Origin of the sequence: Bacillus sp. CDB3 (genome assembly GCF_002081505.1) — a bacterium.
GTDB classification, from domain to species: Bacteria; Bacillota; Bacilli; order Bacillales; family Bacillaceae_G; genus Bacillus_A; species Bacillus_A cereus_AT.
On the sequence record NZ_ALBR01000001.1, the window covers coordinates 1 to 15000 of the forward strand.

A 15000-nucleotide genomic window follows, 5' to 3' on the forward strand; every position below is an offset into this window, starting at 1 on the left:
AACTACTTTGTCGCTCGGAAGCGACTTTATTAATATAACATTTCGTTATATTTTCGTCAACAACTTTTTTTAATAAGTTGTTTTTCGTTTGTTTCTTTTGTTACCTCTCGTGGCAACGAATATAAATATACCAGTTTGATTATTAAAATGCAATAGTTTTTCTAATAAAATTTTTAACTTAGTAAAAAAGCATAAAAATAGCATGTTTCTTCTATATAAATATAATTTCCAAACGCATTATCTACCCTATCAAGATCCACTCCCTTCATGTCACTCATAGTAAAATAAAAAAAGCTTTGGAGAAATCTCCAAAGCTTAGTCTTGTTTATGACGCATAGCAGGGAATAATAGTACATCGCGAATAGATGGTGCATTTGTTAATAACATAACTAAACGATCAATACCGATTCCTAATCCGCCCGTAGGAGGCATGCCGTACTCAAGAGCTTCGATATAATCATCATCCATCATGTGAGCTTCGTCATTACCTTGCTCGCGCTCTTTTAATTGAGCTTCAAAACGTTCTTTTTGATCGATTGGATCATTTAACTCAGTGAATGCATTTGCATGTTCACGTGCAACGATAAATAACTCGAAACGATCTGTGAATCGTGGATCTTCGTCATTCTTTTTCGCAAGTGGCGAAATTTCTACCGGATGACCGTAAATAAATGTTGGTTGGATTAATTTATCTTCTACTTTTTGTTCGAAGAACTCATTAATAATATGACCAACTTCCATTGTATCTTTAATTTCTACATTATGTTCTTTTGCAAGTTCACGCGCTTCTTCTACACTCATTGGATTCCAGAAATCTGCTCCAGAGTGTTGCTTAATTGCATCTACCATATGAAGACGTGTCCATTCTGGCTCTAGATTAATTTCATAATCACCATATTGGATTGTTGTTGTACCCAATACTTTTTTCGCGATATGAGCAACCATATTTTCTGTTAGTTTCATAATATCATTATAATCAGCGTACGCTTCATATAATTCAATCATCGTAAACTCAGGGTTATGACGAGTTGATACACCCTCATTACGGAATACACGTCCGATCTCATAAACCTTTTCTAACCCGCCCACAATAAGACGTTTTAAATGAAGTTCAATTGCGATACGCATATATAATTCCATATCTAACGCATTATGATGTGTAGTGAAAGGACGAGCAGACGCTCCACCTGCAATCGCGTGCATCATAGGCGTTTCTACTTCAAGATAACCGTTGTCATCTAAATACCTTCTCATTTCACGAATGATTTTACTACGGGTAACGAACGTTTCACGGCTTTCCATACTTGTAATTAAGTCCAAGTAACGTTGACGATAGCGTTGTTCAACATCTTTTAATCCATGGTATTTATCCGGTAATGGACGAAGAGATTTCGTTAAAAGTGTAAATCCTGTTGCTTTTACTGAAAGTTCTCCAACGTTTGTTTTAAACACTTTACCTTCAATACCTACTAAGTCACCTAAATCTGCTGTCGTAAATAACTCGTACTCTTCATCTCCAACAGTATCTTTACGAACATAAATTTGAACTTGCCCGTGTAAATCTTGAATATGCGCAAATCCCGCTTTTCCTTTACCGCGTTTTGTCATAATACGACCAGCGATAGAAACAGTGATTTCTTTCTCTTCTAATTCTTCTTTAGAGAATTCTCCATATAGACTTACTAAGTCAGTTGTTGAATTTGTGCGTTCAAATCGTTTACCGAACGGATCGATTCCTTGCTCACGCAAATTATGTAGCTTTTCACGACGAACAAGCAATTGGTCGTTTAATTCTTCGTGGTTCATGTTATCCATGATATTAATATCACTCCAGCTCTATTAATTTTTACAATATATACAGTATAGCATTTTCTACTCAACTAGAAAAACTGCCAGCAACTAACTGGCAGTTCTTCTTTCTTTCACGTAATTATAGGAAGTGTATAGAAGAATGTCAATCTCCTATGCCCCCTTATTAACCAACATAAATTGTTTGTTGTTTCGCTTCTACTTCTTCTACAAATGCACCTAATACATTCGCAAGGTCTTCACGTGTGTCGCAAGTATTGATACCGTTACGCACACTCGCATTACCACGAACACCTTTTAAATACCAAGCTGCATGCTTTCTCATCTCTCTTACGGCAACATTTTCGTTCTTTAAATCGATAAGACGATCTAGATGCAACATACATACATCAATTTTCTCACGCACTGTTGGTTCCGGCATTAACTCACCTGTCTCTAAATACTTTACCGTACGATAAATCATCCACGGATCTCCAAGGGCAGCGCGACCAATCATAACACCATCTACACCAATTTCATCAAGCATACGCTTTGCATCTTGTGGTGTTTCGACATCACCATTTCCGATAACCGGAATATTTACAGCCTGCTTTACTTGTTTAATAATATTCCAATCCGCTTGACCTTCATACATTTGCACTCGTGTACGCCCATGAACCGCTACCGCTTGTCCACCAGCACGCTCAACAGCTCTAGCATTTTCTATCGCGAAAATATGATCTTCATCCCAGCCAATACGCATTTTTACTGTAACCGGCTTTTCAACAGCATCTACAACCGCCGCTACCATCTCATATATTTTATTTGGGTCTAAAAGCCACTTTGCTCCTGCATCACACTTAGTGATTTTCGGCACTGGGCACCCCATATTAATATCAATAATGTCTGCTGTCGTATATTTATCTACGTATTTCGCAGCATCGACAAGAGTCTCTTTCTCTCCACCAAAAATTTGTAAACTTAATGGCTTTTCTCTCTCATCGATATATAGCATATCTAACGTTCTTTTGTTATTAAGTAATATTGCCTTATCACTTACCATTTCGGCACAAACTAAACCTGCACCAAATTCTTTTACTGTCAAACGGAATGCAGAGTTACACACTCCCGCCATCGGTGCTAATACAACCGGATTTTTCATCTCAATATTTGCAATCTTTAACACTCGATTTGCTCCTTCCTTCATAGTCACTTCGGCATTAGTTCATCTATCGAGACCTTTAATGCTTTAGCAACTTCTACTACAAAATCTTGGGAAGGCGATCGATTCCCTCTCTCAACTTCACCTAAAACAGATACAGATACCCCTAATTCTTTAGCAAAACCTTCTTGTGTATAGCCTTTTAGCTTTCGAAAAGCACGAATGCGTCTTCCCCATTTTTCTGCTTCCATACCGTTACTCCCTCTCGCCTTTTCATTTCTTCTACTTGTGAACATGAAATGTCTTGTTTTATATCTTGATTAATTTCTAACAACGGAACGATAACAAAAGCTCTTTCGAACATCCGCGGATGCGGAACAATAAGATTCTCTGCTTCAATATTTTCTTGATTATATAGTAAAATGTCAAGGTCGATGGTCCTCGGGCCCCACCTAATTTCCCTCTTTCTTCCTAAATCATTCTCTACCTTTTGCGTTATTTTCAATAATTCTTGCGGCGATAAATTGGTAGAAATTTTTATAACTAAATTTAAAAAGCAACTTTGGTCAGTATAGCCAACTGGTTCCGTTTCATATACAGACGAAACATCATCAACTTGGATATAAGGGTTTTTATTTAAAAACTGAATCGCTTCAGTTAAATACGTATAACGCTCTCCAATATTTGAACCTAATGCAATGTACGCTATATTATTCATGGACGCTCTCTCGTAATTTCCACAGCTACAGCACGATAATGCCCCGGTATCGGTGGATCCGGTTTAATTACCTTAATTGTACACCGTGAAATACTCTCATATTGTTTCAATATATCTGTAGCTATATTTTCAGCGATACTCTCCACAAGCTTATACGTTCTATCTTCAACAACTTTTCTACATAGTTCGAAAAGCTCCCCGTAATTGACAGAATGCTTCAAGTCGTCGCTTTCTCCTGCGTGTTTTAAATCTAACTCCACCGTTAAATCCACTTTAAATCTCTGACCTAATTTATTCTCTTCTGGGAATACACCATGATAACCGTAAAACTCCATATCATGGATATAAATTTTATCCAATTATTTTGCCCCCTTACCAATCATCGCGTCCATCATCTTAGCCATACGCGCCATTTCTTTCACATCATGAACACGGATAAACTCACAGCCCTTTTCAATACCAAGACAAACGGTAGCGCCCGTTCCTTCAAGACGTTCCTCCACAGGTAAATCTAATACATGGCCAATAAAGGACTTTCTTGAAGTACCTAAGAGGACTGGATAACCCAGTACATTTAACTGTTCTAAATTACGCATCGCTTCTAAATTTTGTTCCGGCGTTTTCGCAAAACCGATACCTGGGTCTAAAATAATATTCTCATCTGGCACACCAGCTTCTTTAGCAATTTTAATACTTCCATACAAATCAGCAATCATATCAGCCATTAAGTTGCGATAGTTCATATTATCTCGGTTATGCATTAAGATAATGGGTACATCATAATAGGCTGCAACTTCAGCAATCTTTGGTTCCGCCTTCGCTCCCCAAATATCATTAATAATATGAGCACCAGCTTCAATCGCTTGTTTTGCAACTTCAGCTTTATACGTATCAATAGAAATAGGTAATTTCACTTCTTTCGAAACTGCCTGAATCATCGGAACGACTCGCTTTATTTCTTCTTCTACCGAAACTTTAGCAAAACCTGGGCGGGTAGATTCACCACCGATATCAATAATATGAGCACCTTCATTTTTCATTTCTTTCGCGTGATGCACTGCAGCATCTACCTCGTTGTAACTCCCACCATCAGAAAACGAATCTGGTGTTACATTTAAAATCCCCATAATTAATGTCTTTTCATTTAAGTTCAATGTATATTCGCCGCAGCGTAAATCATAATCCCACTTCAAATTACACATCTCCTCTTCGCAATTCATTTCTGCTCCACAACTTCTCTCTCTGCACTTCATAAAGATCCATAAATTTTTTTGTAACTATTCCCACTTTGCCCGGGAAATCTTCCCCCTCTATACAATAAAGAGGAACAATTTCTTGAATAGAGTTCGTTACGAACACTTCATCGGCTGAAAGCAATTCATCTTTTGTAAAGAAACCTTCCTTTACTTCTATACCCAGCTCTTCAGCAACCTTTATAATAAATGCACGAGTGATACCGTTTAAAATCCCCGTTTCTAACGAAGGAGTATACAAAGTACCTCCTTTAACAAAAAAGAGATTCGAAACAATCCCCTCTGCAACATAACCTGCTTCAGTAAGGAAAATCCCTTCCTTATTCACACCATTTCCAATTTCGCGTTTCCCTAAAATATTATTTAAATAATGATGGGACTTCAAGCGAAACGCACCCTCTGGTGTATTTCGTACTTGTTTTAAAATAACCCCTTCTTTCTCCACTACATCTCCTGGAATTGCTAAAGGTTTTATAAAAACAATAACAGATGGTTCTTCATACACATTCGTTTGCAACCCTATTTCATCTATACCCGCCGATACATTAAAGCGTACATACGCATGCTTCAATTCGTTCTTAACGAGTAGATTCTCCAAAATACGTATTACGTCATCTTTCGTCATTGTCCATTTGATTTGCAATGTATCCAGCGCATCCATTAAACGTTCATAATGATCATCCAACAAGAAAGGATGACCATTATAAATACGAAACGTCTCAAAAACTCCAAGCCCATATAAATAACCATGATCATAAGGAGAAATTTTCGCTTCACTCACTTCTACATACGCGCCATTTACGTAAATTAACATAACGTCACACTTGGACTATATTTGCGAATAAAATTATGTAACAACTCTTTCCCATGAGAAGTCATAATAGATTCTGGATGGAATTGTACACCTTCAATCGGCAACGTTTTATGACGAAGCGCCATAATCTCTCCCTCTTCCGTCCAAGATGTGATCTCTAAACATTCTGGTAACGTCTCTTTTTTAACAATAAGCGAATGATAACGCGTTGCAGTAAACGGATTAGGAATATCCGAGAAAATCGTCTTTCCGTCATGATGCATAGGCGACGTTTTCCCATGCATTAATCGTTCTGCACGAACAACCTCTCCACCAAACACTTGCGCAATTGATTGATGCCCAAGGCAAACTCCAAAAATCGGAATCTTTCCAGCGAAGTATTGAATAACCTCCATACTAATACCCGCTTCATTAGGACTACATGGACCTGGCGAAATCATTAAAAAATCTGGTTTCATATTCTCAATATCCGAAATAGTCACCTCATCATTACGCTTAACAACAAGCTCTTGTCCAAGTTCTCCAAGAAACTGCACTAAATTAAATGTAAAAGAATCATAATTATCAATCATCAATATCATTTCTCTCACCTAACCGTTTCTTCGCTACTTTCTTTCGCACGCCATAAAGCGATTGCCTTTTTTAACGACTCTTTATATTCATTTTTTGGATTCGAATCAATTACAATTCCCGCTCCAGCTTGTACATGCGCTTGCCCATCTTTAGCAAGCAGTGTTCGGATTACAATATTCAATTCCGTATCTCCGGAATAACCGATCCAACCAATTGACCCCGTATAAATCCCTCGGCGAACAGGTTCTAGTTCTTCAATAATTTCCATCGTACGTATTTTCGGAGCACCAGTAATTGTCCCGCCAGGAAATACAGCCTTTACTAAATCGAACGCATCCTTATCTTCTTCCACTTCACCGCGCACATTAGAAACAATATGCATAACGTGCGAGTACTTTTCAATTACCATAAATTCATCTACTTCAACCGTTCCATATTTACAAATCCGGCCTAAATCATTTCGTTCTAAATCCACAAGCATTACATGCTCTGCTCTTTCCTTTTCGTTCTCAATTAATTCCCTTGCTAATTCTTCATCCTCTTGTTCATTCGCACCGCGGGATCTTGTACCAGCAATTGGTCTTGTACTTACTTCTGGCCCTTGTTTTTTAATTAGCAATTCAGGCGAAGCACTAACAATTTGAAAATCCCCAAGCTCCAAGTAGCCCATATATGGAGATGGATTAATTTCACGAAGACTTGTATAGATTTCTAGCGGATGTGTTTGTAAAGTTCTTTCTTGCCTTGTCGACAAGTTTACTTGAAACACATCACCCGCTCCAATATATTCTTGAATACGTTCAACGGCCTTTATAAAGCCCTCTTCCGTAAAAGCAACTGCTTCATTTTTCTTTTCAGGACATTCAAACGGCATAGTCAATTTAGGTGCTTCTTTCACCCAAAGATCCTTCCATGCATTTAATCGTTCTTCTGCCTTTTCATGTTTATCTACATAATGCGTAATAATCCATAACACTTGTTCTTTTTGATCGTACACAAACACGTCATCAAATAATAAAAAGAATATATCAGGTATATTCAGATCATCCTCTGCAAGAGAAGGCAGTTTTTCGATATAACGGATACAATCATAACTAAAGTAACCAATTGCACCACCTTGAAAAGGCGGGTACTCTGGATTATAGTCCGTTTTCCATTTCTCCATATATTCTTGCATTAAATCTAATGGATTCCCTTGCTTTATTGTTTCCTTACCACTTTCCCTTATATGTAACGTCTCATTCTTCCCTTGAATTATCGCTACTGGGTCCAGCCCCACAATGTTATAACGACCACCACGTCCACTCTCTAACAAAATATGTTGCGGTTTATCCTTAGAAAGAAATTTATACTGCTTAAAGAAATCTAACTGATATGGAATAGAAAGTGCTAAAGATTTTCTTCGTTGCATATCAACACCCCGTTTTCTTTTATCCCACCCTCTTAGACTAACCAGCTCCAACTACATAAGTTATGTATACAGAGAGTGATTATACTCAAGGGCTAGTGAAAATAAATTAATTATACTACCTCTTATTTTACATGAAGTTTTCTAGTCATTCACTCTTTTCCTTTTTCCAATCCAAAAAGAAAAAGCATCCTCTTTCAAGGATGCTTTTTCAATCGCATTCAATTATGATTCGAATTGATAAAGTGGTGTACTTAAATAACGTTCACCGTTACTCGGAATAATAACAAGTACCTTTTTCCCTTTACCCAATTTCTTCGCAACTTCTGTCGCTGCATAGATGACCGCTCCTGAAGAGATACCTACTAAAATACCTTCTTCTCGAGCAACTCTTCTTGCATATTCGAATGCTTGCTCTGTTTTCACTTGAATAATTTCATCATATACCGCTACATCCAATGTCTCTGGAACAAATCCCGCTCCAATTCCTTGGATTTTATGTGGTCCTGGTTTCCCACCAGATAATACTGGCGAATCCGCAGGTTCTACCGCATAAATTTTAATATCTTTATACGCTTCCTTCAGCACTTCACCAGCACCTGTAATTGTTCCACCTGTACCAATACCCGCGATAAACGCATCTAATTGATCACCCATCTGTTCAACAATTTCTGGACCTGTTGTCAAACGGTGGATTTCTGGGTTCGCTTGATTTTGGAACTGTTGTGGTATAAAGTACCCATGTTCTTTTGCTAATTCAGTTGCCTTACGAATTGCTCCACCCATTCCTTCAGGCCCTGGAGTCAATACTAATTCAGCACCGTAAGCGCGTAATAAATTACGACGCTCAATACTCATTGTTTCTGGCATTACTAAAATTGCCTTATATCCTTTAGCTGCCGCTACCATCGCTAAGCCAATACCTGTGTTACCACTTGTCGGCTCAATGATTGTATCGCCCTCTTTTAATAATCCTTTATTTTCAGCATCTTCAATCATAGCTAACGCGATACGATCTTTAACACTGCTTCCCGGATTCATAAATTCTAATTTTAAGTATACATCTGCGCTGTCTGATTCTACGATGCGGTTCAACTTAACGATCGGCGTTTTCCCGATTAATTCTGAAACTGATTGTGCCACTCGCATTCCTGTCACTCCTAACACCGAGTATTTTTATTGGTTTTATCTATATTTAGATTTTGTCAGAAAATTCCCTGTTTGTCAATCTATTTGGGCGGCTGATTCTCCGCCTACACTTCTTTATTACAGACTCTCAATTAGGCTTGTAATATCTTCTTTAGCGAATTTATACCGTTCATTACAGAAGTGACAGTGAACTTCCGTCTCTTCTTCTTCTTCACGAATTTGCTCTAACTCTGTTTTACCTAAACTAATTAACACACTCTCAATACGTTCGCGTGAGCACGTGCAATTAAATTGAACATCCATAGTTTCTAATACTTTTACTTTATCTTCTCCAAGGACTGCATATAGTAGCTCTTCTGGAGAAAGACCTTGTTCGATCAATGTTGATACAGGAGGGATTTTTTGTAAACGATCTTCAATGAATGAAATTGTTTCTTCCTGTGCGCCCGGCATAATTTGAAGGATAAATCCACCCGCCGCCAATACGCTGTCATCTCCATTTACGAGAACACCGACACCAACAGAAGAAGGTGTCTGCTCAGAAACCGCGAAATAATATGTGAAATCTTCACCTAATTCTCCTGAAACGATTGGAGATTGACCGATAAACGGTTCACGCATACCGATATCTTTAATTACCGTTACAAACCCTTCTGTACCTACCGCTTGATATACACGTAATTTCCCTTGTTCTGTCCCTTCAAAATCAACATGCGGATTCGTTACATAACCACGTACATCTCCATTTGCATGAGCATCTACTAAGATAGGACCAATCGGACCGTTACCCTCTACTTTAATCGTTAACTTTTGCTCACCTTTTAGCATAGCACCCATCATTGTACCCGCAGTTAAAGAACGACCAAGTGCTGCCGAAGCCGTTCTCCATGTATCATGACGTCTTTGCGCCTCACTTACTGTGTTTGTTGTACGCACACTATACGCACGCACTTCTCCATCAAACGCTAACGCTTTTACTAAATAATCTTTCATACTTATTTATTCACCTTTCTCATACTGTAAATTTGCATTACGTTCATATAACATATACAAACCTTTTAACGTTAAAAATGGATCTACAATATCAATTACATTTGATTCTTCTGAAATTAATTTCGCTAATCCACCTGTTGCAATAACTTTCGGTTCTTGTTTAGCTTCTTCTTTCATACGCTTAACAATACCTTCCACTTGTCCAACGTATCCATAAAGAATACCTGATTGCATCGCACTTACTGTATTCTTCCCGATAACACTACTCGGTTTTGTAATTTCAATACGAGGAAGCTTTGCTGCTCTACTATATAACGCCTCTGCCGAAATCATAATTCCCGGCGTAATAACGCCACCCATATAATGTTTCTCTTCGTTAATATAACAATATGTAGTAGCCGTACCAAAATCAACAATGATAAGAGGACTTCCATACAAATGAATACCTGCTACTGCATTTACAATTCGGTCCGCGCCTACTTCACGTGGATTTTCATATTTAATATTCAAGCCCGTTTTTATCCCAGGCCCCACTACAAGCGGTTTAATTTTAAAATACTTTTCACACATACGTTCTAAGGCGAACATAATTGGCGGTACGACTGAAGATACGATAATACCCTTCACATCTTCAAAGGAAAGACCTTCATGCTCAAGTAACTGCTTTACAAGCATCCCATACTCATCTTCTGTTTTATGACGATCCGTTTCCATGCGCCAATGCTGACGAAGTTTCCCCTCTTCAAACACACCTAGTACCGCATTTGTGTTCCCTACATCCAATACAAAAATCATATTCTCACCACTTATCTTATTTAATCTATATTTGTGCAGTATGTATAAAACTTATAAAAACATCATATCACACATACTTATATAATCAGTTTTTCTATACTCATCATTGTACAAAAAGATTACTCTCTATTTCAATTTTTAATAATAGTTTTATTTAAATTCTTTTGCCACTTACATTCATTCCACAAATAAAAAAGGAGTGACTATCGTCACTCCTTCATCTCTTACTTATCTTCTGCGTCTTCATCATCTTTCTTCATATTGATGTTTACTTTCACATCATCTGAAGATGTTGGACGCTCTGGTAATCTGCCATAATCATATAAGTGATTAATTTGCTCTGCATCTAATGTTTCTACTTCAAGTAACGTTTTCGCAATAATATCTAGCTTATCACGTTTTTCAGTAAGAATTTGTTTCGCACGAGCATAACAGTCTTTCATAATAGTTTGCATTTCCACATCAATTTCATGTGCAATTGCATCACTGTAGTTTTGCTCTGAGTGGAAGTCTCTTCCTAAGAATACCTGACCACCTTGTGAGCTACCGAATTGCATCGGGCCAAGCTTATCACTCATACCGAATTCCGTAACCATACGTCTTGCAATGCCAGTCGCACGTTGGAAGTCGTTGTGAGCACCTGTACTTACTTCACCAAATACAATCTCCTCAGCTACTCGACCACCAAGTAAACCAGTGATTTTATCAAGTAACTCTGGTTTTGTCATGAAGTAACGATCTTCTTTCGGAAGCATTACTGCATATCCACCAGCTTGACCACGAGGGACAATTGTTACTTTATGAACGATATCCGCTTCATCAAGGACAACACCAATTACAGTATGGCCAGCTTCATGGAATGCAACGATATTACGTTCTTTTTCAGAGATAACACGACTTTTCTTAGCAGGACCTGCAATAACACGATCCGTCGCTTCATCGATGTCGCTCATATCAATTTTCTTCTTATCTTGACGCGCAGCTACTAGAGCAGCTTCGTTTAATAAGTTTTCAAGATCGGCACCAGAGAATCCTGGTGTACGAGTTGCTATTGCTCTTAAGTTGACATTCTCATCAAGCGGTTTATTACGAGCGTGTACTTTAAGTACAGCTTCACGACCATTTACATCTGGACGATCTACTGTAATTTGACGGTCAAAACGACCTGGACGTAATAACGCTGGATCAAGAATATCAGGACGGTTTGTCGCAGCGATGATAATAATACCTTCATTTGCACCGAATCCATCCATTTCAACAAGTAATTGGTTCAACGTTTGTTCACGCTCATCATGACCACCGCCAAGACCCGCGCCACGTTGACGTCCTACTGCATCAATTTCATCAATGAAAATGATACAAGGAGCATTTTTCTTTGCATTTTCAAATAAATCACGTACACGGGATGCACCGACACCGACGAACATCTCTACGAAGTCAGAACCACTAATAGAGAAGAACGGAACGCCTGCTTCACCTGCAACAGCACGTGCTAGTAAAGTTTTACCTGTACCTGGAGGTCCCACTAATAGAACACCCTTCGGAATACGGGCACCAACTTCAGCGAACTTACGAGGGTCTTTCAAGAATTCAACTACCTCAACAAGTTCTTGTTTCTCTTCATCCGCTCCAGCAACATCTCTGAAACGAATTTTTTTCTTTTCATCATTGTATAGCTTCGCCTTACTTTTCCCGAAGTTCATAACACGGCTACCGCCGCCCTGAGCTTGATTTAATAAGAAGAAGAATAAAATGAAGATAATGACAAACGGAATGATAGAAGTAAAGAATGTTACCCAAGCACTTGTTTCTTCTGCTGGTTGATACTTAACCTCGGCCCCTTGCGCTTTATCATTAATTTTCTTTTGTAATTCCTCAGTATTTGGTGCATAAGTAACAAATTGTTCTCCTTGGTTAGAAGTATTGAATTGTCCTTTTACTTCAAATACACCATTTTTCGGTTGAAGCTGCACATTGCGCACTTCACCTTTTTCAAGTTTAGTAATGAATTTATCGTAGCTAACTGATGTCGTTTTTTGCGTCGAACCATTAAAATAGCTTACGATCCCAATTACTACTAAGAATATCAGTAAATAAAAGATGGTATTACGGAAGATACGATTCATTCCTAACCTCCTCTCACGGCATAAACACTATAGTAAATCGTAACATAGAAAAACTTTCCTATACAATTGTAACGCCTGTATTTAATTAATTTGAGTAAACACTTGGTTTTAATACTCCCACATACGGAAGATTACGGTATTGCTCTTTATAATCTAATCCATACCCTACAACGAATTCATGAGGGACAGTAAATCCAACATAATCCGCTTTCAGATCAACCTTACGACCTGTTGGTTTATCTAATAATGTAACAATTTTTACAGATTTCGCTTTACGATATTTAAACAGGTCTACTAAATAGCTTAGTGTAAGACCGCTATCAATAATATCTTCAACGATTAAAATATCGCGACCTTCTACAGAAGTATCAAGATCTTTTAAGATTTTCACTTCGCCTGTTGAAACAGTAGAGTGACCGTAGCTAGATACAGCCATAAAATCCATTTCAAGATATGTATCTGTTCTCTTTAATAAATCTGCCATAAATGGCATTGCACCCTTTAGTACACCAATTGCAAGCGGTACTGTATTTTTGTAATCCTCTGCAATAACTGCACCTAATTCGAGCACCTTTTCCTGTATTTGTTCTTCAGAAATTAATACTTTTTCGATATCTTGATTCATCATTTCATTATCCTCCCGGAAGACTCCTTGCTTTTGTAGTGAATAATAATATATTTACCCTTCTTTGCTACCTCTTTCGAAATAGCAAATGCAGATCGTTTCAACAAGGGTACCCAAATAATATTTTCACTTGCGTCACAAACGATCGGCCATTCTTCTCTTTTTTCTTTTGGTACTTTCAATTCGATAAAAATAGCTTTTATCTTTTTTGTACCATCCATACCTTGTATTGACATGCGATCTCCATTTTGCCTAGAACGAATACGAAGTGGATACGATATATCATTATACTTAGCAACAAACACTGTTTCATTCATGTTACTTGGTATATCCTCGCTCACCTCTGTTACAAGTTTATCTCCGTTCGGTAATGTAATTGTCCCGGGTACTGATAAATCTTGCAAAAAAGGAGAAACAATTTCTTGTTTAAATCCAAAGCTACATTCTTCGTATGTACGAATAATTTTCAAGCCACCTGGAAAATCCAATGAACCTGAAGGTTGTATCCGCTTAAAAAATTCAATCACCTTGTCAATATGTATAGAAGAAAGCGAAGATGGAATCTTATATTCATAAAGATAGTTTAATATTAGTTGAATCCCTCTCCTTTGTAAAGGCATAGACATGGATTCAAAGGCAGGAATTGATAAGCTAATTTGTTTATCGCTTTTTTTTGTAATTACTTTATTCATTTTCTCAAAAGCTAATTCCTGCAAATAAGCCTCATCCTCTTGCATCTGCACGCTAAATTTTTGGAATTTCTCATGCATTTGTGGATTTTCCTCTTTCAAATAAGGAAGGACATATTTACGTAATCGATTCCTTGTATACACTTCCTTTTTATTACTCGGATCTATACGCGGAATAACTTTTAACTTATTACAGTAATCAACAATCTCTTCCTTAGTTACCCCAAGTAACGGCCTAATTAAATATCCATTATGAAAAGGACGCTTCACTGCAATTCCTGCGTATCCTTTCGGAGTACTCCCTCGTACAAGGCGCATCAAAATCGTCTCTACTTGATCATCTCCATGGTGACCAAGAGCTACATATCTCGCATCATATTTCTTCATTATTGTTTCCAAAAATGCATATCTGCATTCTCTAGCAGCAACTTGTGCATTCATTCCATATTGCTGTTGATATTGCGACACATTAATCCTTATCGTCTCACAAATAACTCCCAGCTCTTTGCAAAGACCCTGTACAAACTGTAGGTCCTCATAAGATTCATTACCTCTAAACATATGATCCACATGTGCTACTACAATTTCGAGTTGCTTTTCTGCCCTTTTTTCTAACAAATAATATAGAAGAGCTAAAGAGTCAGGACCGCCAGAAACCCCTACAACAATGGTTGAATGTTTCTTTAATACATCATGCTGCTTTACAAAGTCATCTACTTTTCCAACAAATGCATCTTTCAACTTCGCAATCACCTTTCATTAAACAAGAACTGCAACATTAGTTACCCTGTATATAATGGTACAACTTTTACAAAAATTGTGCAAAAAAAAGATGTACAAAACTCACATTTTTATCTTACATTCCTCCTGTAGATTCAACAAAGTAATTACATTACCTTTTTAATCA

15 protein-coding genes are annotated in these 15000 nt (G+C 37.7%); all 15 read right to left on the bottom strand.

What is annotated here, in order from left to right; all coding sequences use genetic code 11:
• Positions 1–315 precede the first annotated feature (315 nt).
• A complete protein-coding gene (gene lysS, locus CDB3_RS00005; RefSeq protein WP_000369685.1) occupies positions 316–1815 on the bottom strand; it encodes a lysine--tRNA ligase in 1500 nt (499 codons plus the stop codon).
• A 160-nt stretch (positions 1816–1975) separates the two neighbouring features.
• A complete protein-coding gene (gene dusB, locus CDB3_RS00010; RefSeq protein WP_128853154.1) occupies positions 1976–2974 on the bottom strand; it encodes a tRNA dihydrouridine synthase DusB in 999 nt (332 codons plus the stop codon).
• A gap of 23 nt (positions 2975–2997) precedes the next feature.
• Positions 2998–3201, bottom strand: coding sequence for a helix-turn-helix domain-containing protein (locus tag CDB3_RS00015; protein ID WP_000387027.1), 204 nt, complete (start codon positions 3199–3201; stop codon positions 2998–3000).
• Complete coding sequence (folK, locus tag CDB3_RS00020) at positions 3153–3668, bottom strand: 2-amino-4-hydroxy-6-hydroxymethyldihydropteridine diphosphokinase (RefSeq protein WP_097832974.1); 516 nt, start codon at positions 3666–3668, stop codon at positions 3153–3155. Before folK ends, CDB3_RS00015 begins: the two co-directional genes overlap by 49 nt.
• The gene (folB, locus tag CDB3_RS00025) at positions 3665–4027 is read right to left on the bottom strand and encodes a dihydroneopterin aldolase (protein ID WP_128853156.1); all 363 of its coding nucleotides are present in this window, start codon (positions 4025–4027) and stop codon (positions 3665–3667) included. Before folB ends, folK begins: the two co-directional genes overlap by 4 nt.
• Positions 4028–4888, bottom strand: a complete 861-nt coding sequence (gene folP, locus CDB3_RS00030) for a dihydropteroate synthase (RefSeq protein ID WP_128853157.1) — start codon at positions 4886–4888, stop codon at positions 4028–4030.
• Entirely contained in the window at positions 4863–5735 is an 873-nt protein-coding gene (pabC, locus tag CDB3_RS00035; RefSeq protein WP_128853158.1) for an aminodeoxychorismate lyase, read from the bottom strand. Before pabC ends, folP begins: the two co-directional genes overlap by 26 nt.
• Positions 5729–6316: an aminodeoxychorismate/anthranilate synthase component II gene (gene pabA, locus CDB3_RS00040; RefSeq protein ID WP_000602299.1), complete on the bottom strand. Its 588-nt coding sequence runs from the start codon at positions 6314–6316 to the stop codon at positions 5729–5731. The genes pabC and pabA overlap by 7 nt, the downstream gene beginning before the upstream one ends.
• A gap of 5 nt (positions 6317–6321) precedes the next feature.
• Positions 6322–7719 carry an aminodeoxychorismate synthase, component I gene (gene pabB / locus CDB3_RS00045; RefSeq protein ID WP_128853160.1) on the bottom strand — a complete coding sequence of 466 codons (1398 nt, stop codon included), beginning with the start codon at positions 7717–7719 and terminating at the stop codon, positions 6322–6324.
• A gap of 222 nt (positions 7720–7941) precedes the next feature.
• Positions 7942–8865 (bottom strand): cysteine synthase A, encoded by a 924-nt coding sequence (gene cysK, locus CDB3_RS00050; protein ID WP_071745166.1) that lies wholly within the window; start codon positions 8863–8865, stop codon positions 7942–7944.
• Between the two features lie 117 nt (positions 8866–8982).
• Positions 8983–9858, bottom strand: coding sequence for a redox-regulated molecular chaperone HslO (gene hslO, locus CDB3_RS00055; protein ID WP_098361754.1), 876 nt, complete (start codon positions 9856–9858; stop codon positions 8983–8985).
• A gap of 6 nt (positions 9859–9864) precedes the next feature.
• Complete coding sequence (locus tag CDB3_RS00060) at positions 9865–10653, bottom strand: type III pantothenate kinase (protein ID WP_000578370.1); 789 nt, start codon at positions 10651–10653, stop codon at positions 9865–9867.
• Positions 10654–10877: 224 nt separating this feature from the next.
• Complete coding sequence (gene ftsH / locus CDB3_RS00065; RefSeq protein WP_097832981.1) at positions 10878–12779, bottom strand: ATP-dependent zinc metalloprotease FtsH; 1902 nt, start codon at positions 12777–12779, stop codon at positions 10878–10880.
• An 85-nt stretch (positions 12780–12864) separates the two neighbouring features.
• Entirely contained in the window at positions 12865–13407 is a 543-nt protein-coding gene (hpt, locus tag CDB3_RS00070; RefSeq protein ID WP_000981839.1) for a hypoxanthine phosphoribosyltransferase, read from the bottom strand.
• A complete protein-coding gene (gene tilS, locus CDB3_RS00075; RefSeq protein WP_128853181.1) occupies positions 13404–14834 on the bottom strand; it encodes a tRNA lysidine(34) synthetase TilS in 1431 nt (476 codons plus the stop codon). Before tilS ends, hpt begins: the two co-directional genes overlap by 4 nt.
• Positions 14835–15000 lie beyond the last annotated feature (166 nt).

Bases quoted from the DNA above. Each gene is read 5' to 3' on its own strand.
- CDB3_RS00015 (WP_000387027.1), bottom strand. From the start codon at position 3,201: ATGGAAGCAGAAAAATGGGGAAGACGCATTCGTGCTTTTCGAAAGCTA.
- hpt (WP_000981839.1), bottom strand. From the start codon at position 13,407: ATGATGAATCAAGATATCGAAAAAGTATTAATTTCTGAAGAACAAATA.
- pabB (WP_128853160.1), bottom strand. From the start codon at position 7,719: ATGCAACGAAGAAAATCTTTAGCACTTTCTATTCCATATCAGTTAGAT.
- folK (WP_097832974.1), bottom strand. From the start codon at position 3,668: ATGAATAATATAGCGTACATTGCATTAGGTTCAAATATTGGAGAGCGT.
- CDB3_RS00060 (WP_000578370.1), bottom strand. From the start codon at position 10,653: ATGATTTTTGTATTGGATGTAGGGAACACAAATGCGGTACTAGGTGTG.
- folP (WP_128853157.1), bottom strand. From the start codon at position 4,888: ATGAATTGCGAAGAGGAGATGTGTAATTTGAAGTGGGATTATGATTTA.
- pabC (WP_128853158.1), bottom strand. From the start codon at position 5,735: ATGTTAATTTACGTAAATGGCGCGTATGTAGAAGTGAGTGAAGCGAAA.
- cysK (WP_071745166.1), bottom strand. From the start codon at position 8,865: ATGCGAGTGGCACAATCAGTTTCAGAATTAATCGGGAAAACGCCGATC.
- hslO (WP_098361754.1), bottom strand. From the start codon at position 9,858: ATGAAAGATTATTTAGTAAAAGCGTTAGCGTTTGATGGAGAAGTGCGT.
- lysS (WP_000369685.1), bottom strand. From the start codon at position 1,815: ATGGATAACATGAACCACGAAGAATTAAACGACCAATTGCTTGTTCGT.
- ftsH (WP_097832981.1), bottom strand. From the start codon at position 12,779: ATGAATCGTATCTTCCGTAATACCATCTTTTATTTACTGATATTCTTA.
- pabA (WP_000602299.1), bottom strand. From the start codon at position 6,316: ATGATATTGATGATTGATAATTATGATTCTTTTACATTTAATTTAGTG.